We start from the raw sequence: 22,288 nt of genomic DNA, 5'->3' as shown, positions 1-22,288 counted from the left end.
CAAGGCGGTGTGCCCGGGCCAGGCAGTGCTCCGGCGGGGGCGGGGCAAGGCGGTGTGTCCGGGCCGGGCGGCGCTCCGGCGGGGGCGGCGCAGGGTGGCGCGGCTGCGCCGGTGGATAACACCGGTTCGCGGTCTGGTGCTTGGGGGGATGAGCCTGTGGCGGCTCCCGCACAGAGCGATCGTTCCGCGCAGGTTGCAGCACCTGGTGGTCAGGCGCCGGCTAGCGCACCTGCGCAGGCAGCTCCTGCTGCGCCGGCTTCGGGTACTGCACCGGCGCCGGCTGGGCGTGGGGGTGGGCCTGCGGCTGCGGGGACTTCCTCGGGGTCTGTTGGGTTGATTGATGTTCGGCGGTTGTGGCCGGAGATTCTTGAGGCGGTGAAGGCCAAGCGGCGGTTCGCATGGATCATGCTGAGTCAGAACGCTCAGGTCATCGCGATTGATGAGCAGACGCTGACACTTGGCCTGGTGAATGCCGGTGCGCGGGAGAGCTTCGCGCGATCGGGCAGCGACGAGATTCTGCAGCAGGCGATGATCGACACGATCGGCCTCAACCGCCGCATCGAAGCCGTCGTCGACCCCTCAAGCGACCCAGGCGCTACCCCGCCCGCAGCACCACCCCCAAGCTCCCCACCACCCTCATCCTGGGATGCCCCAACCGCCGGTACGACGAACGCACACACCGCAGCCCCGGGCGCGAACGCACCCGGGGGGAACGCCCAGGGCGCCGGCCCGGGCGGGAATGCAGCAGGCGCGGGTGGCGTGCAGCAGGCTCCAGGTGCCGGCGCTTCGGGCAGCCTGCAAGGCTCCGGAGCAGGTAGCCAGGGCCCCGGTGGCCCCGGTGGCCCCGGTGGCCCCGGTGGCCCCGGTGCAGGCGGCACTGGCGCTGGTGCAGGCAGCCAGGGAGCAGGCGGCTCAGGCGTAGGCGGTCCGGGGGCAGGCGGTCCGGGAGCGGGCGGTCCCGGAGCGGGCGCTGGCGGGGCGAGCGGTTCGGGTGGGAACGGTGCAGCTGGCGGTTACGGGGCTGGCGGTTCGCAGGGTGCTGGGGGCGATGGGTCTGTAGCTGTCGCGGCTAGTGGCGACGGTGCGGTGGCTACCGCGTTGCGCGAGCCGGACGCGGCCTCGAGTGCGCAGGCGAGTGTCGGAGGACCGGCAGTCGCCGTGCAGGTGACGCCGGCGGGGGCTGAGCAGGGTGGGTTGCAAGGGGATCAGCAGGCGGGTGGGCCCCCGGCGCCGGCTGCGACGCCTGAGGCTTCGGAGGATCGGCGAGAGCAGGCGGCCAGTAAGCGGCGGGCGGCTGAGGCCGCGGTGGCGGCTGAACAGAGTCGGCGGGCTGCCGAAGTACCGGTTCATGAGGTGCCGTTGACTCCTGAGGAGGAGGCGGAGGCCATCGGCGAGGACGACATCGTGCTCGAAGAGGACTCTCGCAGCCACACCGATCTGCTGGCCGAGACGCTGGGCGCTCAGATCATCAGCGAAGAAACCAACTGACCCGACCCACTCGTTCCACCCTGCACCAAGGGGTGGGAAGTGAACTCTTTTCGAATTCACAGGTTGGGGCTTGTTCATCCACAGCGGGCGAGTGAACGGTCAGGCTCTGGCAGGACAGTCGTCCACAGGCTGTGGATAAAGGTGTCCACAACTTGTGGAGAAGGCTTGGGAGACTCATCGGTTTCCACCGGGACGCCGGGTTGTCGCAGCGACCGGCTAGGCTCGGGGAGCAAGTGGAACTGGGAAGCAGTTCGGACGGGAGATCGCGGTGTTCGACGGTGGCGGTTCGCAGGGCGCTGGTGGGTTCGACATGTCCAACCTGCTGGCCCAGGCACAAGCCATGCAGAGCCAGTTGATGGAGGCGCAGGCCAACCTGGAGAGCCAGGAGGTCGAGGGCAGTGCCGGCGGTGGGCTGGTGACCGCGCTGGTCTCCGGCACCGGTGAGCTGCTCAGCCTGACGATCAACCCACAGGCCGTGGACCCCGACGACACCGAGACGCTGGCCGACCTGGTCGTCGCCGCAGTCCGGGACGCCTCGGAGAACGCCAAGCAGCTCGCGGCGAACGCGATGGGCCCGCTGGCCGGTGGCCTCGGCGGCGGTCTGCCCGGCCTCGACGGCATGTTCGGCGGCGGCGCGGACGATGACGACGAGCCCAGCCCCGCAGGCCAGGAGCGGCCGAGCATCGGCTTCGGCAAGCCAGACGCGACCGGTTCACCCGGTCAGAACCCGGGCTGACGTGTACGAGGGGGTCGTCCAGGACCTCATCGACGAGCTCGGCCGGCTGCCCGGCGTCGGTCCGAAGTCCGCGCAGCGCATTGCCTTCCATCTGCTCTCGACCGACGAGACCGACGTACGCCGCTTGGCGCACGTCCTCGTGCAGGTCAAGGAGAAGGTCAAGTTCTGCGAGATCTGCGGCAACGTCTCCGAGGAGACGCAGTGCCGGATCTGCCGCGACCCGCGTCGCGACCTCGCGCTGATCTGCGTGGTCGAGGAGGCCAAGGACGTCGTGGCGATCGAGCGGACCCGCGAGTTCCGCGGCCGCTACCACGTCCTCGGCGGCGCGATCTCGCCGATCGAGGGGATCGGGCCGGACGAGCTGCGGATCAGGGAACTGATGCTGCGGCTGGCCGACGGAGCGGTGACCGAGATCATTCTGGCCACCGATCCGAACCTCGAGGGTGAGGCGACTGCAACCTACCTGAGCCGGTTGTTGAGGCCCATGGGGTTGCGCGTCACCCGTTTGGCTAGTGGACTTCCAGTAGGCGGTGACCTCGAGTACGCCGACGAGGTCACACTCGGACGGGCGTTTGAAGGGCGACGATCGATCGATGACTGAATCAACCGATATTGCAGAGCGCGCTTTGGCGACGGATTCCGAGGACCTGCTGGAATTCGCCGAACAGATCGCGGACCAGGTGCAGAGCTTCCTCATCTCCGTGCGCGACATCGCCGCGCAGCCCGATGAGGACGGCGTCGACGAGGGACTCGCCTCGCTGCCGTACCTGCTGCTCGAGGTCAGCCAGTTGCTGCTGGCCGGCGGGCGGCTGGGTGCCTTCGAGGACTTCGTCCCGGAGGAGCGGTTCGAGAGCGACGCGGGCCCGGATCCGGACCTGGACGCGATGCGCGACCGGCTGGCGATCCTGTTCGAGGGCCTCGACGAGTACGCCGAGGTCTTCGACCCGTACGCGGCTCCGCCGGAGATCACCGTCAACCGGCTCTCCGACGACCTGACCGCGATCGCGACCGATCTGGTGCACGGCCTCGCGCACTACGAAGAGGGCCGGGTCGTCGAGGCGCTGTGGTGGTGGCAGTTCTCCTACGTCTCCACCTGGGGTGCAGCGGCGAGCGCAGTACTGCGCGCCATCCAGTCCCTCATCGCGCACGACCGGCTCGAGCCGGCCCACGACGCGGAGACCGAGGCAACCGACCGCGAACTGGTCGAGGTCGCCGAGGAAGCAGTCCAGCGCCGCTGATACCCGGTACGACGAAACGCGCGGCCTCCACGCGGAAACGCGGAAGGCCGGGCGTTGTCGCGAGCCGGTAGGTGATCCGCTCAGCGGGCCGCCGCAGGCGTCTGGCGGTGCTGACCGACGACGAGAAGGATCGAGCGGACCGCGACCCAGCCGATCCACAGGGTCACCAGAGCGAGGATGACGATGGTCCACAGGTCGCGGAGCGGTGCGTCCGTTGCGACCAGCCAGTGGATGCCGTAGGTGCCGGCGGCCGCGGTGGTGAAGGTCATCGTCCAGAAGGTCAGCGCGAACGGGAGCTTCGCGATGGTCGGGATCAGCGCGAGCTGGACCAGCAGGAACAGGACGAAGGTGCCCAGCCAGGCGTGCTGGAAGGCGTCGGGGTGGCCGGTCAGGGCGAAGTAGGCATTGCCACCGACGGCGGGTGGCGCCGCGTAGACGGCGAATGTCGGGATCAGCGGCGCCGGTAGCAGCGGCCGGGTTGCGAGCCGGACGGTGATCGCGGCGCCGACCACCAGCCACAGCAGCACGCCGACGCCAAACGACGCGAAGCCGAGCTCGTGCAATCCGATCGTCGCCAGCGTCTGACCGCCGATGAAGGTGATCGCGACCGTCGGCAGCAGGTACGCCGGGTGGATCTGATCGAGTTCGAGCCCACCGAGCATCAGCCGGTGCACGAAGTACGCGGCCAGTACTGCCGTCAGCACCGCCATGATCACCACGACCGTCTTGCCGGCGACCGACCAGTACTGGCTCAGCCGTGCCCCGAGCAGCAACCCGCTGGCGGGGATCAGCGCGACGAAGACGCCCTGCACCGGGTGATGGGCATCGGCCAGCACCTGACGCACGGTACGAGCCCCCAGCCCGTACCGGACGAGGCTGATCAACCAGGCGCCTGCGGCAACGATCCACAAGGCGTTGGCGATGCCGATGGTGAAGTGCAGAGCGTCGGCCGCGACGGTCCACGTCCCGGCCAGGCCGGACAGACCGAACGCGATGCCGAACAACGGGAACGGGAATGCTTTGCGAGCGACCATGAACTGTGCAGCCTCCGGACTCGTGCAGGCATTCCGGACCTACTGGTGGGAAGTTCCTCCCAGCTCGAAGGCTAGCCCTCTCAGCGCGCCGCGACCGGCTCCAACGCTGTCTTGCGGTGGTTGGCGGTCACGAAGACGATCGAACGGACCGCGATCCAGCTGATCAGCAAGGTGACGGCGGCCAGCACGGCGACCGTCCACACCCCACCCAGCGCGACCCCCGACGCGGTCAGCCAATGGATGCCGTACGTCCCGCTCGCGGCCGTCGTGAAGGTCAGCGCCCAGAAACCCAACCCGAACGGCAGCTTCGCGTACGTCGGAATCAGCGCCAGCTGAACCAGGATCAGCAGCACGAAGCTGCCCAGAAGCGCGTGCTGGAAGAGATCGGCGCGACCGGACAACGCGAACCAGGCGTTACCGCCGACGGCCGGCGGCGCGGCGAAGATCGCGATCGTCGGAATGAGTGCCGTAGGCAACGAAGGCCGGAAGGCCAGCCGGGCCGTGAGGGCGGCGCCGAGCAGCAGCCACATCAGGATGCCGACCGCGAAGGAGGCGATGCCCACCGAGTGCAGCCCCACCGTCGCGAGGCTCTGACCGCCGATCAGCCCGGCCGCCACCGTCGGCAGCAAGTACCCAGGGTGCAGCTTGTCGACGTCGAGTCCACCGAGCATCAAATGCCGGACGAAGAGAGTCGCGATGGCGATGCTCAGTACGAACATGATCACCACGACGGTCTTGCCGGCTGTCGGCGCGTAGTGGCTGAGTCTCGCTCCGAGCAGCATTCCGCTCGCCGGGACCAGCGCCGCGAACGGGCCGAGGACGGGATGCCCCAGGTCCTCCATGATCTGCCGCAGGGTGCGGGCGCCGAGCAGGTACCGGACAACGCTGACCGCCCAGGCAACGGCCGCAAGGATCCAGAACGCGTTCGCTACGGCGGCATCGAGACCGAGCTTCTCGCCGGCCGCGGTCCAGGTCCCGGCCAGGCCGGACAAGCCGAACGCGATCCCGAACAAGTTCAACGGAAAAGTCTTACCGGCAGCCATGCCAGTCATCCCTCTCGACCAATGAAAACGACCGTTCTCCCGCGATAAGCGCGCAGTCCGTGGAGATATTCCCGGCCGGCGTGGGTTGTCCACAGGTCGGCGCGACCGGCCTCGCGATCGGGGCCGCGAACCGATTGAATGTCCGGGTGTCCGTTTACGAACTGCTCGGCCGGCTGCCCGACGTCGACAAGGTCCGCCGGATCAGTCGCGCCCTCGCGATGCTGGACGCCGTGCTCAGCCCCGAGCCGGAGTACCGGATCTACTCCTTCGATGCGCAGTGGTCGCCGACCGACGAGGCGGCGTTGATGCGGAGCGGCACGGGCGACGACTACTCGATCGTGTTCTCGCCCGATGGTGTCATCGCGCAGGGCTTCGATCACGACTCACCGATCTCGCCCTGGGGCCGGCCGGGCAAGGAAACCTGGCCGGGCCTCTTCATCGGGGTTCCCGACGAGCTCGCGCCGGCGCTGGACGAGCCGTCCTTCACCGACGACCAGGGCAATCGCTCGGTGACCGTTTGCTTCTGGCGTACTCCCGCCGACGACCGCTGGTTGTGCGGACCGGTCGAAGGGGTGGACAAGGACGGCGCCGACTGGCTGTTCGACCTGATCGCCAACGGGCGGCCCGAGGCCTACCTGACCTTCGCCGAGTCGTACTACGAAGTCGCCCTGGAGCTCGACGCGGTCGCGCATGTCTACGCCCTGATGCCGCTCACCGAGGAGATCGTCACCGCGCTCAACCCCGAGGTGATGCTCAAGGACCTCAAGGACGACATCGCCGAGATCGGCTACCCGCGCCCCTGAAGCCGGTCGAGGCTAGTCGGGCAGCATCGGCACCGTGAGGCCCTGGTCGCGGCCGAGTTGATTGCCGCGGGTGACGGCGTTGATGCCGAATCTGTCGCGGACGCCGTCGAGGGCCGAGTCGAGCTCGTCGTTCGCGGCCTTGTCGAAGGGCAATGCCAGCTGCAGGCTGGCCTCGCTCTCCAGGTTGCCGACCGAGATTCCGACCATCGTGATGCCCTGCTTCTCGATCATCGGCCGGGCTGTCGCCATCAGTGAGCGGGCGGTGATCAGGATCGCCCGCGTCTGACCAGTTGCCTGAGGCAACGTATGTGAGCGGGTCGCGCGAGTGAAGTCGTCGAACCGCAGCCGCAAGGTGACGGTGCGCCCGGCCCGCCCGGCCGACCGCATCCGGCGGGTGACCCGATCGACCAGCCCGGCCAGTACCGCGTCCAGCGTCTCCGCCGACTTGGGCGAGCGCCCGAGCGCCCGCTGCGACCCGATCGACCGCCGGCGCCGGCCGACCTCGATCGGCCGCGGATCCCGGTTGTGCGCCAGCGCATGCAGATGCCGTCCCGACGCTCGCCCGAGCATCGCGACCAGCGCCGCCTCGGGCAGGATCGCGACGTCGCCCACCTTCGTCAGCCCGCGATTGCGCAGCTTCTCCGCGGTCACCTCGCCGACGCCCCAGAGTCGCTCGACCGCCAGCGGATGCAGGAACTCCAGTTCACGGTCGGGCGGTACGAGTAACAGCCCGTCCGGCTTCGCGACCCCACTCGCCACCTTCGCCAGGAACTTGGTCCGCGCGATCCCGACGGTGATCGGCAACCCGACCTCGGCCAGTACTTCGGAACGCAACCGCCGGGCGATCTCCAGCGGCGTACCGGCGATCTTGCGCAGTCCGCCGACGTCCAGGAACGCCTCGTCGATGGACAGCCCCTCGACCAGCGGGGTGGTGTTCTCGAAAACGGCGAAAACGGCCTTCGACGCCTCGGAGTACGCCGACATCCGCGGCTGCACCACGATCGCCTGGGGACAACGCCGGTACGCCTGGCCGCCGTTCATCGCGGTACGGACCCCGTAGGCCTTCGCCTCGTAGCTGCAGGCGAGCACGACACCGGCGCCGACGATCACCGGCCGGCCGCGCAGGCGTGGGTCGTCCCGCTGCTCGACCGACGCGTAAAAGGCGTCCAGGTCGGCATGCAGGATCGTCGCTTCGCCGTCGGGCACGAACATATGTTCGCATACTCTCTGAGGAAGCGAACAGCCTCGAATAGGGAGAAATCCCGAGGCGCTCCGCCGCTGTGACAGGACAGAATGCGGGTTATGGACCTGACGGCATATCGCGCGCTCTGGCGGACGCCGGGCGTCTTCGCCCTGCTGACCTCGGCGACCTTCGCCAGGCTCCCGGTGATTGCTTCCCTCGTGCCGCTCTCGTTCCTGGCGAAAGATGCGGCGGGCAACTTCGGCTGGGCCGGTGTCGTCGCCGGCGCATACTCCGTGGGGATGGCCGTCGGCGGCCCGATCTGGACCCGGGTGGCCGACCGTCGTGGCGGCCGGGGAATCGTGATCGCCGTGGGGGTGGCCTGGGGTGTGGTGATGGCTGTCCTCGGTCTGATGCCCGCCGACTGGTACCGCGTGATGCCGGTGCTCTCCGGTCTCGCCGGTGCGTTCGTGGCGCCGGTCACGGCGATCATGCGAGCCGCCTGGCCGCGCATCGTGCAGGGGTCGCGGCTGCGGGCGGTCTATGCGCTGGATGCGACGGCGGCGGAGGTGCTGTTCGCGATCGGGCCGATGGCGGGGGCGCTGGTGGTCAGCTTCGCCAGCCCGCGGGCCGGCGTACTGGGTGCGGCTGTGGCGGCTGCGATCACCATCTGGTGGTTCGGGTTGCTCCAGACTCCGGGGGTTCCGCATGACGAGTCGAAGGGCGCGCGGCTGACGGCTCCGCAGTTGCTCTGGCACCGCCACCGGTTGCCGATGATCGTCTCCTTCGCCTTCTGTGTCACGGCTTTCGCGTCGGTCTCGCTCGGCATCGTCGCCTTCGCCGACGCGCATGGCAATCGGCTGATCGCGGGTGTGCTGGAGACGGTCTGGGCGGTCGGCAGCCTCGCGGGTGGCGTACTGGTCGGCGCACTGCCCGCCCGGCGCAGCTCGTATGTCTGGCGACGAGCAGTGCTCGTCTCGGCCGGCATGCTGCTCTGCGTCTTCGCTACCTGGTCGCCTGTATCGCTGGGGATCGCCCTGTTCCTGTCCGGTCTCGCACTGGCACCCACAGTCGGCGCCCTGTACGAGCGGCTCGGCGCGATGACCCCTTCCTCAGTCAAGACCGAGGTATTCGGCTGGATGGGCAGCGCCGGCATGGCAGGCGGCGCCATCGGCTCCGCAGTCGCAGGCCTGGTCGTCGAAACATTCGGCGTCCGCTACGTCTGGGTAATGGCCGCCGTACTTACTCTGGCCGCGGCGATCTCCCTCCTGCACATCCCACCCCACCAGCCGACAGAGGCGCCGGTAGAGGCCGAGCTGCTTCAAGAGGCTGTGTAGCAGCGCTCAGACCAGGGCCCGCCAGACCGGTCCAAGGGTTCGCTCGGCGTCGTCCCAGGACACGGCCGCCGGTTCGCGCCCAGCCAGGAGCTCATGCAAGCGGTTGAGAAAGTCCTCCCACCCGAGGCCCTTCCCGGCGGCCTGCTCATCGCTGAGGAGCGAATGCTCCAAGGTCAGTACCGTGACGTCGCCGTGCGCTTCGAGGGTCAGCTCGATCCGCGAGTCGGGCTCGCCGGGGGTGGACCACGTGGCTTGTAGCCGACGGGGTTCGTCGCACGCTTCGATACGTAGTACGACCGTCTCGTCGGCCGTCATCCGCAACTGCACATCGCCGCCGGTCGCGCGATGGCCGGTGAGGTCGCCGATCCAGCGGGCTACTCGCTCCGGCTCGGTGCAGGCTGACCACAGTTCCGTCGGCGTTGCGGCGTACGGGCGTTGCAGGCGGACGGTACGACGCTCGCCGGAGCGCGTGACGGTTCGCTCTGTGGGGCCGAAGAGGTCAGGCATTGCCGGGGTCCTTTCGGTTGTAGCGGCCGCGGCGGAGTTCGGTGTCCAGGGCGTCGAGGCGGTTGGTCCAGAACTGGCGGTAGCGGTCGAGCCAGGTGTCGATTTCCTGGAGGGGGACCGGGTTGACGGCGTAGAGGCGGCGGGTGCCGGCGACGGTGACGGTGGCGAAGCCGTTGTCGCGGAGTACTCGGAGATGCTGGGAGACGGCTGGTTGGGAGATGCCGAACTCTTCGCCGATCGTGGCGGCGATCTGGCCGGCTGGGAGTTCGCCGTCGGCGAGGAGTTCCAGGATCCGGCGGCGGACCGGATCGCCGAGGATGTCGAAGGCGTGCATCATCCGACTATTTCACCCTCCACTTATATAAGCAACAGGTCTGATCCGGCGGAAGGGTTGCGGTCGGCCGCCCGGGTGGCTGGTGTTCCTGCGGGCCGGTCGGCGCGCCGCAGGACGGCCGGACCAGTCGGTGGTCGGCCCGTAGGCAACGAACAGATCACGGCTAGAATGAGTCGAACGACTACGCCCGGTGCAGCGCCGCACGGCGTACCGCAACCAGCGCAGTACCGCTGGGGATTCAAGCTATGAGGAGACTCTGTGGGACGCGTCGTGCACAAGTACGGCGGTTCTTCGGTCGCTGACGCCGATTGCATCAAGCGCGTGGCCCAACGGATCGTCGCGACGAAGAAGGCCGGGAACGACGTCGTGGTGGTGATCTCCGCGATGGGCGACACCACCGACGAACTGATGGACCTGGCCAAACAGGTCTCACCGCTGCCACCGCCGCGCGAGCTGGACATGCTGCTCACCTCGGGTGAGCGGATCTCCGCCGCATTGCTGGCGATGGCGATCGCCAACCTCGGCTACGAGGCGAGAAGCTTCACCGGCTCGCAGGCCGGCGTGATCACCACCTCGCGGCACGGCAACGCCCGGATCATCGACATCACACCGGGCCGGATCGAGGAGGCCCTCGGCGAGGGTCACGTCGCGATCGTGGCCGGCTTCCAGGGCGTCGCGCAGGACACCAAGGACATCACCACGATGGGCCGCGGCGCCTCCGACACCACCGCGGTCGCGCTGGCCGCCGCGCTGGAGGCGGACTACTGCGAGATCTACACCGACGTGGACGGCATCTTCACCGCGGACCCGCGGATCGTGCCGGCCGCGAAGCAGATCCCGAAGATCTCCTACGAGGAGATGCTCGAGATGGCCGCCTGCGGCGCCAAGGTGCTGCACCTGCGCTGCGTCGAGTACGCGCGGCGCTACAACGTCCCCGTCCACGTGCGCTCTTCCTTCTCCCAGAAGGAAGGCACCTGGGTTGTCGATGCGAAGGAACTGACAGACATGGAACAGGCGATCATCTCCGGCGTGGTCCAGGACCGCAACGAGGCCAAGATCACGGTCGTCGGGGTGCCGGACAAGCCGGGTGAGGCGGCCCGGATCTTCGAGACCGTGGCCGGCGCCGAGACCAACATCGACATGATCGTGCAGAACGTGTCGGCGGTCGCCACCAACCGGACCGACATCTCGTTCACGCTGCCGCGCGTCGACGGCGCCCGGGCGATGTCCGCGCTGGCCCGGCTGAAGGACGAGGTCGGCTACGAGTCGTTGCTGTACGACGACCAGATCGGCAAGATCTCCGTCGTCGGCGTCGGGATGCGCTCGCACCCCGGTGTTTCGGCGAAGTTCTTCTCCGCGCTGGCCGAGGTCGGCGTGAACATCGAGATGATCTCGACATCCGAAATCCGGATCTCGGTGGTCGTCGACGAGAACCTGGTGGACGTGGCCGTCACAGCGGCGCACACTGCATTCGACCTGGACGACGAGCACACCCAAGCTGTCGTGTACGGAGGAACTGGACGGTGACACCTGTGAGCGCAACTCTCGATCAGACCGAAGACCGGACGGGGCTCCCTTCGCTGGCGGTGGTCGGCGCGACCGGCGCCGTCGGCACGGTGATGCTCACCCTGCTCTCCACCAGAGAGAACGTCTGGGGCGAGATCCGGCTGATCGCTTCCGAGCGCTCCGCAGGCAAACGGCTGAAGGTCCGCGGCGAGGAGGTCGAGGTCGTCGCGATCAGCGCCGACGCCTTCGACGGCATCGACGTGGCGATGTTCGACGTACCGGACGAGGTGTCGGCGCACTGGGCCCCGATCGCCGCGTCCAAGGGCGCCGTCGTGGTGGACAACTCGGGTGCGTTCCGGATGGACCCCGACGTACCGCTGGTGGTGCCCGAGGTGAACGCCGAGGCGGCCCGTAACCGGCCGAAGGGGATCATCTCCAACCCCAACTGCACGACGCTGTCGATGATCGTCGCGATGGGCGCACTGCACCACCGGTACGAGCTCGAGCAGCTGATCGTGGCGTCGTACCAGGCCGCGTCCGGCGCTGGGCAGGAAGGCATCGACGCTCTCTACGACCAGCTGATGAAGGTGGCCGGCAATCGCGAGCTCGGCACGACGCCGGGCGATGTCCGTCGCGTGATCGGCAACGCGCTCGGCCCGTTCCCGGCGCCGCTGGCGATGAACGTGGTGCCGTGGGCCGGCTCGCTCAAGGACGACGGCTGGTCGTCTGAGGAGCTCAAGGTCCGCAACGAGTCGCGCAAGATCCTCAACCTGCCGGATCTGAAGGTCTCCGCGACCTGCGTCCGGGTGCCGGTCATCACGACCCACTCGCTGTCGGTGCACGCGCGCTTCAGCCAGGTGGTCGATGTCGACGAGGCTCGCGACGTACTCCGCGACGCCCCGGGCGTACTGGTCTTCGACAACCCGGCCGAGGGCGAGTTCCCGACCCCGGCGGACGTCGTCGGCACCGACCCGACCTGGGTCGGCCGGATCCGCCGCTCGCTCGACGACCCGCAGGCACTCGAACTCTTCGTCTGCGGCGACAACCTCCGCAAGGGCGCCGCCCTCAACACGGCGCAGATCGCCGAGGTCGTCGCCAAGGAGTTCACCCCGGCCAAGTAACTCCAGGCACCCACGGTTGCCTTGAACACCAAACGGCGACCTTGAACACCTAATAACGTGTTCAAGTTCCCCGTTGGGTGTTCAAGGTGACTTGTTCTACAACCAGTTCTCGCGGGCGGCGTGCAGGGCCAGCTGGAAGCGGGTGCTGGCGCCCGTCCGGTTCATCAGGCGTTCGAGGTACCGGAAGAAGGTCCGGCGACTGATGCCCAGCGTGCGCGCGATCGTGTCGTCGGCCGCCCCTGTCGCCAGCAGGGCCAGCAGGCGGCGCTCGATCGGTTCCAGCCGGTCGTCCTCGGTGCCGACGGACGCGTGCAGGGGCAACGCGTTGCGCCAGCAGAGCTCGAACATCCCGATCAGCGCGGTCAGCAGGCTGCTCGGCCGCATGATCAGCAGAGACCGGTTCACGTCGGTGTCGCGCACCGACATCGACACGTACGCGATCGAACCGTCGATGATCGTCAGCTTGGCCGGTACGTCGGGCAGCACCCGCGCCTGCTCGCCGGCCTCCACGCAGGGCAGGATGTTCTCGGTCAGGTACCCGGGCACCTCGACCGACTCCGGCGAGTAGACCACCCGGTACGTGACGCCGCGATTGAGCTGCTCGATCTCCATCTGGTTCGGCCCCGCGCCGAGGAAGTACGGCGGGGAGTCGATCGCCAGGATCTCGCGTTGCGCGCTGCCCTTGATCTGGTTGATCCGCTCGACGATCGCCGTCCCGCTGACCACCTCGATCAGGTGCGTGGTCGCCTCGTTGTGGACGGTCCGGCGGAACTCGTCGTACGCGTTCAGGACCTCGATCCGGGCCTGCTTGAGCTCCGACTCCCGGCGCAGCGTCAGCGCCTCCAGACCGGCGTCAGGAGGCACCGGAAGGAACCTCGAGTGGTCCGACCCCGATCGGCGTGCCAGGCCGGCCTGGACCAGCCCGCCGAGGGTCGCGTCGATGCCGACCGCCTGACCCGGTACCGCCTCGTCCAGTTCGGTGATCGACGCCGGCCCGGCCCGCAGCAGATGCTGGTAGACCCGGATCTCGTCGTCGTTCAGGCCGAGCACCCGTAAATGGTCGGCACGCTCCGTGTCGGTAGAGCTCATGACCCTGCCTTCCCTCCCGAGCGCGCTCACCGTCGGCTACCGCCGCACCAGCGTAGAACGAACACCGAAATCCGATCGGCACTGTCCGTATCCCGGCGACTGCACCGAGCGATAATTGTTGAGCTGTCAGCATTCTTGTGCCGTGTCACCATCTGGCCACCATTTCTGCGCAGTTGTGAGCGAGAATTGAGGTCCAGCAGCCCGGCGACGGACCACCTGAGCGCCGCCGGGCTGCTGTTCCAATTCTGGCCCCAGTTCGCTTTCCCGTCAGCGAACGCCGTTTCGGTTGGGTCTCGATCCCGGCGTATCGGTGCCCTCGCACTTCCGTGCCATCACCCGCTGTGCCGGAGGGTGTACAAACTGTGCAACTCCATCGTGAGGCCGATGAGGAGGAGACACCGTGTCGCAGCAACTGCGTCAGGTACTGCCCAGGCATCATCGCCGGGCCTTCGGCCATGGTGCGATGACCGCCGCCCTGGTCATCGTGCCGGTGCACTCGGCTCGTGCCCGGACCACCTCCGCCCCTGGAGACGGTGTGCCGGGCCCCCGGGTCTCCGGTGGGATCCATGCAGTGCCGGACGAGCTTCCGTGGATGGTGAGGCTGTCCACGGCAGCCGGGCCCTGGGTGGATCCCACCGGTACTGCCGTGACCTCCACCACCCGACGGCCCTTGCTGGCCTCGGTTCCGGCGTACAGGTCGGTCAGCCACCTCTTCTGAACGAGGGCCGGCAGAACCTCTGAACGAGGTCAATTCTGTTGCGTCGATTACGTTTGCGAGCGCAGCGGCGGTACGTTGATTGGCTTCGCATGTGGAGTCAAATGTATATTCCAGATAACGATCGGCGGAGGTAACTCCTCGGTCGGTTGCGACGTTCGGTAGCCGTCTGTGCGTCGCTGCTCACTCAGGAGGCACGCTGTGTCGTCGGTCCCGACGCCAATCCGCTACTCTGCTTCCGGTTTGCGTGGCCCCTTCGCCGTGGACCCGTTCGGAATTCGATGACTACGACCGTCCCCAGAGAGGCGTCGCCTGAATGAACGCGACTAGCGTCGACGAGGAGTTCAACCCGTCGGTGCATGTGTACGAACCGCACAAGGTGGGCCTACCGCCCCTGCGGCCTTATTTCAAGGCACTGTGGGAGCGCCGTGAGTTCGCGGCCGAGATGTCCCGGACGGGCATCCGGGCGGCGAACACGAACACCTTCTTCGGTCAGGTATGGCTGGTCCTGAACCCGCTGCTGCTGGCCGCTGTGTACTACCTGCTCGTCGACATCATCGCGGGCGGTGCCGCCAAGGACGACGCCGGCGCGCGGTTCGCTCATATGTGTGGTGGCCTCTTCGTCTTCTATTACTTCTCCAGCGCGATGCTGTCCGGTGCGGCCAGCGTCGTCGGCGGCGGCAAGCTGCTGATGAACATGTCGTTCCCGCGGATGCTGCTGCCGCTGGCCGCGTTGCGGACCGCGTTCTTCCGGTTCCTGCCGACGATGGTCGTGTACCTCGGCATCCACCTGGTCACCGGCCAGAAGTGGCACTGGGCGATGTTGCTGGCGCCGGTCTTCCTGATCTGCCTGACCGTCTTCGCGGCCGGCATGGGAATGATCTTCGGCGCGCTGCAGGTGTATTTCCGCGACACCACCAGCTTCCTGCCGTACTTCGTCCGGATCTGGCTCTACCTGTCGCCCGTGCTCTGGTACGCCGACCAGGCGCCGGCCAAGTTCAAGGGCTTCATCCAGTACAACCCGCTGTACTCCCTGATCGGTGGCTGGACCGACCTGCTGGTCCGCGGCGACGTGCCGGAGCTGAAGATGTGGCTCGGCGCCGGGTTCTGGGCCGTCGTGGCCGGCGTGATCGGCTCGTTGTTCTTCATGTCGAGGGAGCGTGAGTTCGTTGTCCGTCTCTGAGGCCGAGAAGAAGTCGATGCAGAACAAAGATCTGGGTCCGGCCGTCAAGGTCCAGGACGTCTCCATCACCTACCGGACCACGTTCGAGCGGGTGCCGACCTTCAAGAGCGCGCTGGTCCGGTTGGGCCGCGGTGAGCGCGCGGTCCGCGAGGTCAAGGCGGTCCAGAACGTCTCCTTCGACGTCGACCACGGCACCACGATCGGCATCATCGGCGCGAACGGCGCCGGCAAGTCGACGCTGATGCGTTCGCTGGCCGGCATCCTGCCGCCGACCAGCGGCCGGATCGAGGTGCACGGCCGGGTCAGCACGCTGCTGTCACTGGGCGTCGGCTTCAACGCCGCCCTGTCCGGCAAGGAGAACGTCGTCCTCGGTGGTCTGGCGGCCGGTCTGAGCCGCAAGGCGATCCAGGAGCGGTACGAGGCGATCGCCGCGTTCGCCGAGCTGGGCGACTTCATGGAGATGCCGATGCGGACGTACTCGTCCGGCATGTTCAGCCGGCTCGCGTTCTCGGTCGCCGTGCACATGGATCCCGACATCCTGCTGATCGACGAGGCCCTGTCGGCCGGTGACGCCTCCTTCAAGCAGAAGGCGGCCGACAAGATGAAGGAACTCGTCACCAACAGCCGGACGATGTTCCTGGTCAGCCACGCGATGAGCAGCGTCCGCGACCTGTGCAACGACGCCATCTGGCTCGACCACGGCAAGTTGATGATGCGCGGCACCCCTGACGAAGTGATCGCCGAGTACACGAAGTTCCTGCAGGTCAGCGCCAAGAGCGCTGCCACCCTCGAGGACTTCTGACGATGCGATCCACCCCCGTGCCGGACGTGGGCATCATCACGTCCGGCCACGACGTCGCCGACGCGCGGCTGCACAAGATCACCGCAGCCCTGCGGAAGCGTGGTCTGAACGTCGAGTTGTGGGGGCTCGGCGACCCGGCCGGAGGACCGGCCGGCGCCACTGTTCACGCCGGCGACCGGGGCAGTCTCGTCCAGCGACTGGCCCGGACCGCCGTACTGCCCTGGCGCACCAGCGCCAAGGTGGTCGTCACCGTCGACCCGGACATGATCCCGATCACCCGGCTCGTCACCAGGCTCCGCCGCCGCAAGATGGTGGCGGACGTGCACGAGGACTACGGCCGGTTGCTCCGCGACCGGGCCTGGGCGAGAGGCCCGGTGGGGCTGCCGGCCCGGCTGATGGTGGCCCTGAGCACCCGGCTGGCTGCCGGGGCCGATCTCACGGTCGTCGCCGATTCCCACCTCTCGCCCCACCAGGCCAAGCACCGGATGGTTGTCACCAACCAGCCGGTCGCGGCTTTTCTGGCCCCGGCACCGCCTTCCGGTGAGCCCCGGGTGGTCTATGTCGGCGACCTGCGGGTGAGCCGTGGGCTGTTCGACATGGTCGAGACCATCGCCGCCGCTCCGGGCTGGTCGCTGGACCTGATCGGCCCGGTCGCCGGCGCCGATCGCGACGAGCTGGAACGCCGGATCACCCGGCCCGATGTCGACGGCCGGATCCGGTTGCACGGCCGCCAGCCACCGGCGGAAGCCTGGCGGATCGCCGAGGGAGCCTGGGCCAGCCTCGCGCTGCTCCAGCCGACCCCGGCCTTCATCGAGGCGATGCCCTCCAAGATCTACGAGTACCTCGCGAGCGGACTGCCGGTGGTCTCCACCAGGCTGCCCCGGCAGACGAGGATCATCGAGGAATCCGGCGGTGGTGTCCTGATCGACACCGTCGCCGAGGCCGCCGAGACGTTGCGCCGGTGGACCGACGACCCGGGTGAGCTGGAGAAGCTGCGCGACTGCGCACTCCAGTGGGCCGCCGACCACCTGCCAACGACGACGCCGTACGACGAAATGGCTGACGCCATCCAAGACCTGCTGCGAGGAAGTGCATGAACCAGGCCCGCCCACACATGCTGTACGTCTGCTGGGGCTACCCGCCCTGCCGAGGCGGCGGCGTCTACCGCGCGCTGGCGACGGCGAACCGGTTCGCCGAGCAAGGCTGGAAAGTCACCGTGCTGACCGCGGACAAGGAGACGTTCCACCGCTTCACCGGCGCCGACCTGACGCTGGAGGAGCGGATCCACCCCGACATCGAGATCGTCCGGGTGCCGTTCGAGTGGCCGATCCTGGAGGCCGACCTGCGCAAGTGGTCGAAGTCCCGGGCGCAGAACCCGAAGCTGTGGAGCAAGTGGCGCACCAAGCGCGACCAGATCCCCTTCCCCGAAACGGGTTACGGCCCGTGGCGCAGCACGATCGAGAAGGCCGCCGAGCAGATCCACCAGGCGAACAAGGTCGACCTGACGGTCGCCACCGCGAATCCGCACGTCACGTTCGCCGCGGCGTACGACCTGTTCAAGAAGTTCGACGTGCCGTACGTGATGGACTACCGCGACGCGTGGCTGCTGGACGTCTTCAGCGGTGACCGGCTGCACGAGCCGAACAGCCGCGCCGCCCGCTGGGAGCGCAAGCTGGTCAAGGACGCGCAGGAGGTCTGGTTCGTCAACGACCCGATCCTCGACTGGCACAAGGACCTCTACCCCGAGCACGCCGGCAAGATGCACACGGTCGCGAACGGCTTCGATCCCGACCTGGTGCCGTCGACGCAGGACCGCGGCGCGGTGACCGATCGCCCGCTGGTCTTCGGCTATGTCGGCACGGTCTCGCCGAAGGTTCCGCTCGGCGACTTCGTCAAGGGCTGGCAGCTGGCCAAGCAGCAGTCCGACGACCTGCGCGACGCGAAGGTCAAGATTCACGGCTACCTCGGGTACTACGCGCAGCCGCGGGCCGACATGCTCGCCATCATCAACAACGCCGCCGACGACCAGGTCAGCTACGAGGGCCCGGTCGGCAAGGCGGAGATCGCCAAGGCGTACGACGAGTTCGACGTCCAGCTGCTGATGCTGGGCAAGGGCCGGTACGTGACGAGTGGCAAGGTCTTCGAGTACCTGGCGACCGGGTTGCCGATCGTCTCGGTGCACGACCCGATGAACGCTGCGTCCGACGTACTGCGTGGGCATCCGTTGTGGTTCCCGGTCAAGGATGTGGCGGATCCGCAGACGATCGCGGACGCCCTGATCGAGGCGGCCCGCGCGGCACGTACCGCGGACGAAGGCATTCGCGCGAAGGCACGGGAGTTCGGCGCCAGCTACCGCCGCGACCTGCAGCTGGACCCGCGGATCAGTGCACTGAGCGAGCGCGTTGGGGCGGTGGTCTGACATGAAGGTCGTACTCCTGAGCACACGACGGCTCCCGCCGTCGTACTTCGACACCGTCCGCGCCGACCTCGGCAGCCCGGAGAACCTGGACCTCGACGTCGTCGCCTGGATCCCCCCATCGGGCCCCGTCGACGGCCTCGTCAAGAGCTTCACCCTGGTCGGCCCCGGTCGCATGCCGGTAGCAGTTGTACCGCCGGTGGAGCCGGTAGAAGCACCGGTGGAAGCTGATGAGGTACCGGCCGGTGTGAGTGAGTCAGCCAAGGCGCCTGCGCCCGAAGCGGTCACGGACGAGGCAGCGGCGGAGTCGCCGACGACCGAAGCCGACGAGGTCGCCGAAGGCGACGAGTCCGGCGGTGCCACCGCCGCTTCCTCCGCTTCGTCTCCCGCCGAGGTCGCCGCAGGCGACGAGGCGGCTCAAGCTGAGGCGATCAACACGGCGAAGCCTGCTCCGGTTGCTCCCAAGCCTGTGGCCAAGCCGCGGCCTACTGGGGCGAAGCGGGTTGTGAAGGCTGCTCAGTGGCGGGCGCGGAAGTTGCGCCGGGCCGGTGGGAAGATGTTGCCTTCGGCAATCAAGAAGGCCGGGCCGGTGAAGAAGCTGACCCAGAACCGCAAGGCCGACAACCTCGCGAAGACCTACTGGAGCAGGGTGAACACCCGCGCCGACGTGATGAAGACGATCGGCCAGGCCGACGTGATCATCGCCCTCGACGGCGGATCCGTGTGGGCCGGCTGGCAGATCGGGCAGGTCCGGACCGAGACCCCAGTGGTACTCGGCCTCCCCGCCGCCCGCCGCGAACTCGACCGACTGGTCGGAGCGGGGCAGGAGTGAGCAAATGCTTGACCGGGCTGGTGGGGTGGACGTGCAGGTGACAACTGCGCGAACTCTTCGTGACCACCTGCCGACGCCGATCGCCAGGACCGCGGGTGCGGTCCGGCGACGGCTGAAGGGGCTGCGGTACAGCTACGCGCAGCTACCGGAGTTCCCGCAGGTGGCCGACACCCCGGTCCGGCTGTTCATCGGCCCGACCAACAGCGCCGGCCAGGGCTACGCCTGGGCCCGCGCTGCGGACACCATCGACGGTGTCTCCGCGGTGAGCTTCTCGGTGCACCGCAAGGGTCAGTTCCAGTTCAAGGACGACTACGGCGTACCACTGGTCTGGTTCGGTCAGCCGCGGTGGCAGCGAGCCCAGGAGCAGCACGTCCTGGGCTCGTACACGCACGTCCTGATGGAGTCGCTGCGTCCGCTGTTCGGCGCCCGCGGCCTGAAGGACGGCTTCACCGAGCTCCAGCAGCTCAAGGACGCCGGCATCAAGCCTGCTCTGCTCTTCCACGGCTCGGACATCCGCCTCCCGAGCCGTCACGCCAAGCGTGAACGCTGGTCCCCGTTCACCCCGGGCGACCCGCTGACCGACCGGCTGGAGACGCAGGCAGCCCGGTTCGCCGAGCTGGTCGATGCAGCGGATGTCCCTGTGTTCGTCTCCACGGTCGATCTGCTGGACGACGTACCGGCCGCGCGCTGGCTGCCCGTCGCGATCGACCCGGCGCCGTGGGCCCGGGCGGCCAGACCACTCTTCTCTACCGACCGGCCGGTCGTCGTGCACGTCCCGTCGAGCGCGCAGCTCAAGGGCAGCGACCGGATCGACGAGGTGCTGACCGGGCTCGCGGACAGCGGCCTGATCGAGTACCGGCGGATCAGCGGCGTCACCCACCAGCAGATGCCGGCCGTGATCGGCGACGCGGACATCGTTGTCGACCAGCTCCGGATCGGCCTCTACGGGGTCGCGGCGGTCGAGGCGCTGGCCGCCGGGCGTTTGTGCGTTTCTTACGTCGGTTCGGCGGTTCGCGATCGGGTGCGTAGTCTGACTGGGCGCGAGGTGCCGATCGTCGAGGCGGATCCCGATTCGCTGGCAAGCGTCGTCACCGACCTGCTCTCCGACCGTACGGCGGCCGCCGAGCAGGCCGCCGCGGGCCCCGGCTTCGTGGCGGAGCTGCACGACGGGCGGCGTTCCGCCCGTGCACTCACCGATTGGTTTGACTCGAAGGAGAGCTTGTGACGTCCCGGATCGCAGCGTCGGCAGATGTCGACGAGACCGCGCAGATCGGCGACGGATCGTCCGTCTGGAACCTGTCCCAGATCCGCGAGAACGCGGTCCTGGGGAAGAACTGCATCATCGGCCGCGGCGCCTACATCGGCACCGGCGTGACGCTGGGTGACAACTGCAAGGTCCAGAACGACGCCCTCGTCTACGAGCCGGCCGTGCTCGAGGACGGCGTCTTCATCGGGCCCGCGGTGGTGCTGACCAACGATCACTTCCCGCGCGCGATCAACCCGGACGGCACGCTGAAGAGCGCGTCCGACTGGGACGCCGTCGGTGTGACGCTGCGCACGGGCAGCGCCGTCGGCGCTCGCGCGGTCTGCGTGGCGCCGGTCACGATCGGCCGCTGGGCGACCGTCGCCGCGGGTGCGGTCGTCACCAAGGACGTGCCAGACTTCGCGCTGGTCGCGGGGGTCCCGGCCCGCCGGATCAGGTGGGTCGGCAAGGCAGGCGTTCCGTTGCAGGAGGTCGGCAACGGCGACTGGAAATGCCCGCAGACGGGCGAGATGTACATCGAAACCGACGGACGGCTGCGGCCGGCCGGCGAAAACCAGGAGGAGAACTGATGGTGCAGCCGATTCCGGCCGCGAAGCCGATCATCGGGCAGGAGGAGCGGGAGGCAGTCGACCGTGTGATGCGCAGCGGAATGCTCGCCCAGGGTCCTGAGGTCGCTGCCTTCGAGCAGGAGTTCGGCGCAGCGCTGGTCTCCGGCCGAGCCTGCGTCGCGACGAACTCGGGCACCTCGGGTCTGCACCTGGGCCTGCTGGCCGCGGGTGTCGGTCCGGGCGACGAGGTCATCGTGCCGTCGTTCACCTTCGCCGCCACCGCCAACAGCGTGGCGCTGACCGGCGCCACCCCGGTCTTCGTCGACATCGAGCCGACGTACTTCTGCCTGAGCCCGGCCGCCGTCGAGGCCGCGATCACGGACAAGACCAAGGCGATCATGCCGGTGCACCTGTTCGGCCACCCGGCCAACATGACCGAGCTCGGCGCGATCGCCGCCAAGCACGGCCTGCACCTGTACGAGGACGCCGCGCAGGCGCACGGCGCGACCTGGAACGGCGCGCCGGTCGGCACCTTCGGCGAGTTCGCGATGTTCTCCCTGTACCCGACCAAGAACATGACGTCCGGTGAGGGCGGCATGAACTCGGTCGCGAACGCGGACCTCGAGCGCCGGATGCGGCTGTTCCGCAACCAGGGCATGCTCAAGCAGTACGAGAACGAGGTCGTCGGCCTGAACAACCGGATGACCGACCTGCACGCCGCCATCGGCCGCGTCCAGCTCACCAAGGTCGGCGGCTGGACCAAGCAGCGGCAGGAGAACGCGACCTTCCTGGACGCGAACCTGCAGGGCGTGACGATCCCGACCGTGGCCGCCGAGGCGACCCACGTCTACCACCAGTACACGATCCGGGTCACCGACGACCGCGACGGTTTCGCCGACGCGCTCCGCACCGAGCACGGTGTCGGCTGCGGCGTCTACTACCCGATCCCGAACCACCGCCTCCCGTCGTTCCAGCGCGAGCTGGACCTGCCGGAGACCGAGAAGGCCGCCGCCGAGGTGCTCTCGCTGCCGGTCCACCCCTCGCTGTCCGAGGAAGACCTGAACCGGATCGTGACCGCGGTCGCGACCGTCGCCAAGGCAGGTGCGTGAACC

General features: G+C 68.3%; 22 protein-coding genes. 16 read left to right on the top strand and 6 right to left on the bottom strand.

Features of this window, described 5'->3' with window-relative positions:
* Window positions 1–1,756 precede the first annotated feature (1,756 nt).
* The 3 genes from ABD768_RS25305 to ABD768_RS25295 are packed head-to-tail and all read left to right on the top strand — an operon-like array spanning window position 1,757 to window position 3,462.
* Window positions 1,757–2,224 carry a YbaB/EbfC family nucleoid-associated protein gene (locus ABD768_RS25305; RefSeq protein ID WP_344844621.1) on the top strand — a complete coding sequence of 156 codons (468 nt, stop codon included), beginning with the start codon at window positions 1,757–1,759 and terminating at the stop codon, window positions 2,222–2,224.
* Window position 2,225: 1 nt separating this feature from the next.
* Entirely contained in the window at window positions 2,226–2,825 is a 600-nt protein-coding gene (gene recR / locus ABD768_RS25300; RefSeq protein WP_343967336.1) for a recombination mediator RecR, read from the top strand.
* Window positions 2,818–3,462, top strand: coding sequence for a DUF5063 domain-containing protein (locus ABD768_RS25295; RefSeq protein ID WP_164600585.1), 645 nt, complete (start codon window positions 2,818–2,820; stop codon window positions 3,460–3,462). Before recR ends, ABD768_RS25295 begins: the two co-directional genes overlap by 8 nt.
* 80 nt (window positions 3,463–3,542) lie before the next feature.
* Here the strand turns inward: ABD768_RS25295 and ABD768_RS25290 are convergent, their stop codons facing one another.
* Both ABD768_RS25290 and ABD768_RS25285 read right to left on the bottom strand, forming a co-directional pair.
* Complete coding sequence (locus ABD768_RS25290; RefSeq protein WP_344844618.1) at window positions 3,543–4,496, bottom strand: SLAC1 family transporter; 954 nt, start codon at window positions 4,494–4,496, stop codon at window positions 3,543–3,545.
* A gap of 80 nt (window positions 4,497–4,576) precedes the next feature.
* The gene (locus ABD768_RS25285; protein ID WP_344844617.1) at window positions 4,577–5,539 is read right to left on the bottom strand and encodes an SLAC1 family transporter; all 963 of its coding nucleotides are present in this window, start codon (window positions 5,537–5,539) and stop codon (window positions 4,577–4,579) included.
* A 146-nt stretch (window positions 5,540–5,685) separates the two neighbouring features.
* On the opposite strand from ABD768_RS25285, the gene ABD768_RS25280 reads away from it, so the two are divergent.
* A complete protein-coding gene (locus ABD768_RS25280) occupies window positions 5,686–6,342 on the top strand; it encodes a hypothetical protein (RefSeq protein WP_344844616.1) in 657 nt (218 codons plus the stop codon).
* 12 nt (window positions 6,343–6,354) lie between these two features.
* Here ABD768_RS25280 and dinB read toward each other — a convergent pair whose 3' ends face one another.
* Window positions 6,355–7,554: a DNA polymerase IV gene (gene dinB / locus ABD768_RS25275; RefSeq protein WP_343967345.1), complete on the bottom strand. Its 1,200-nt coding sequence runs from the start codon at window positions 7,552–7,554 to the stop codon at window positions 6,355–6,357.
* Between the two features lie 90 nt (window positions 7,555–7,644).
* Between dinB and ABD768_RS25270 the strand changes: the two genes are divergently transcribed.
* On the top strand, window positions 7,645–8,859 hold the full coding sequence (locus ABD768_RS25270) for an MFS transporter (protein WP_344844615.1): 1,215 nt from the start codon (window positions 7,645–7,647) through the stop codon (window positions 8,857–8,859).
* A 6-nt stretch (window positions 8,860–8,865) separates the two neighbouring features.
* Here the strand turns inward: ABD768_RS25270 and ABD768_RS25265 are convergent, their stop codons facing one another.
* Window positions 8,866–9,366 carry an SRPBCC domain-containing protein gene (locus tag ABD768_RS25265; protein WP_343967351.1) on the bottom strand — a complete coding sequence of 167 codons (501 nt, stop codon included), beginning with the start codon at window positions 9,364–9,366 and terminating at the stop codon, window positions 8,866–8,868.
* Window positions 9,359–9,700, bottom strand: a complete 342-nt coding sequence (locus ABD768_RS25260; RefSeq protein WP_344844613.1) for an ArsR/SmtB family transcription factor — start codon at window positions 9,698–9,700, stop codon at window positions 9,359–9,361. Before ABD768_RS25260 ends, ABD768_RS25265 begins: the two co-directional genes overlap by 8 nt.
* Before the next feature lie 258 nt (window positions 9,701–9,958).
* On the opposite strand from ABD768_RS25260, the gene ABD768_RS25255 reads away from it, so the two are divergent.
* Both ABD768_RS25255 and ABD768_RS25250 read left to right on the top strand, forming a co-directional pair.
* Window positions 9,959–11,227, top strand: a complete 1,269-nt coding sequence (locus ABD768_RS25255; protein ID WP_343967356.1) for an aspartate kinase — start codon at window positions 9,959–9,961, stop codon at window positions 11,225–11,227.
* A complete protein-coding gene (locus ABD768_RS25250; RefSeq protein WP_425558450.1) occupies window positions 11,224–12,327 on the top strand; it encodes an aspartate-semialdehyde dehydrogenase in 1,104 nt (367 codons plus the stop codon). Before ABD768_RS25255 ends, ABD768_RS25250 begins: the two co-directional genes overlap by 4 nt.
* Before the next feature lie 96 nt (window positions 12,328–12,423).
* On the opposite strand, the gene ABD768_RS25245 is transcribed toward ABD768_RS25250, so the two are convergent.
* Entirely contained in the window at window positions 12,424–13,416 is a 993-nt protein-coding gene (locus tag ABD768_RS25245) for a helix-turn-helix domain-containing protein (protein WP_343967361.1), read from the bottom strand.
* Between the two features lie 400 nt (window positions 13,417–13,816).
* On the opposite strand from ABD768_RS25245, the gene ABD768_RS25240 reads away from it, so the two are divergent.
* From ABD768_RS25240 to ABD768_RS25200, 9 genes are all read left to right on the top strand, one after another.
* The gene (locus ABD768_RS25240) at window positions 13,817–14,134 is read left to right on the top strand and encodes a hypothetical protein (RefSeq protein WP_343967363.1); all 318 of its coding nucleotides are present in this window, start codon (window positions 13,817–13,819) and stop codon (window positions 14,132–14,134) included.
* A 313-nt stretch (window positions 14,135–14,447) separates the two neighbouring features.
* Window positions 14,448–15,314, top strand: coding sequence for an ABC transporter permease (locus tag ABD768_RS25235; RefSeq protein WP_343967365.1), 867 nt, complete (start codon window positions 14,448–14,450; stop codon window positions 15,312–15,314).
* Window positions 15,301–16,116, top strand: a complete 816-nt coding sequence (locus tag ABD768_RS25230) for an ABC transporter ATP-binding protein (protein WP_328332501.1) — start codon at window positions 15,301–15,303, stop codon at window positions 16,114–16,116. Before ABD768_RS25235 ends, ABD768_RS25230 begins: the two co-directional genes overlap by 14 nt.
* A gap of 2 nt (window positions 16,117–16,118) precedes the next feature.
* Complete coding sequence (locus ABD768_RS25225) at window positions 16,119–17,213, top strand: glycosyltransferase family 4 protein (protein ID WP_343967369.1); 1,095 nt, start codon at window positions 16,119–16,121, stop codon at window positions 17,211–17,213.
* Entirely contained in the window at window positions 17,210–18,535 is a 1,326-nt protein-coding gene (locus ABD768_RS25220) for a glycosyltransferase (RefSeq protein WP_343967371.1), read from the top strand. Before ABD768_RS25225 ends, ABD768_RS25220 begins: the two co-directional genes overlap by 4 nt.
* A 1-nt stretch (window position 18,536) precedes the next feature.
* Window positions 18,537–19,364 (top strand): hypothetical protein, encoded by an 828-nt coding sequence (locus ABD768_RS25215; RefSeq protein WP_344844608.1) that lies wholly within the window; start codon window positions 18,537–18,539, stop codon window positions 19,362–19,364.
* A 4-nt stretch (window positions 19,365–19,368) separates the two neighbouring features.
* Window positions 19,369–20,589, top strand: a complete 1,221-nt coding sequence (locus ABD768_RS25210; RefSeq protein ID WP_344844605.1) for a glycosyltransferase — start codon at window positions 19,369–19,371, stop codon at window positions 20,587–20,589.
* Window positions 20,586–21,197, top strand: coding sequence for an acyltransferase (locus ABD768_RS25205; protein ID WP_343967377.1), 612 nt, complete (start codon window positions 20,586–20,588; stop codon window positions 21,195–21,197). The genes ABD768_RS25210 and ABD768_RS25205 overlap by 4 nt, the downstream gene beginning before the upstream one ends.
* Window positions 21,194–22,285, top strand: coding sequence for a DegT/DnrJ/EryC1/StrS family aminotransferase (locus tag ABD768_RS25200; RefSeq protein WP_344845311.1), 1,092 nt, complete (start codon window positions 21,194–21,196; stop codon window positions 22,283–22,285). The genes ABD768_RS25205 and ABD768_RS25200 overlap by 4 nt, the downstream gene beginning before the upstream one ends.
* The last annotated feature ends 3 nt before the right edge of the window (window positions 22,286–22,288 follow it).

The sequence above is a fragment of the Kribbella ginsengisoli genome (genome assembly GCF_039537185.1).
Lineage (GTDB): Bacteria > Actinomycetota > Actinomycetes > Propionibacteriales > Kribbellaceae > Kribbella > Kribbella koreensis.
The sequence above is the reverse complement of the archived record's forward strand: the minus strand, read 5'-3'. Positions and strand labels throughout refer to the sequence as shown.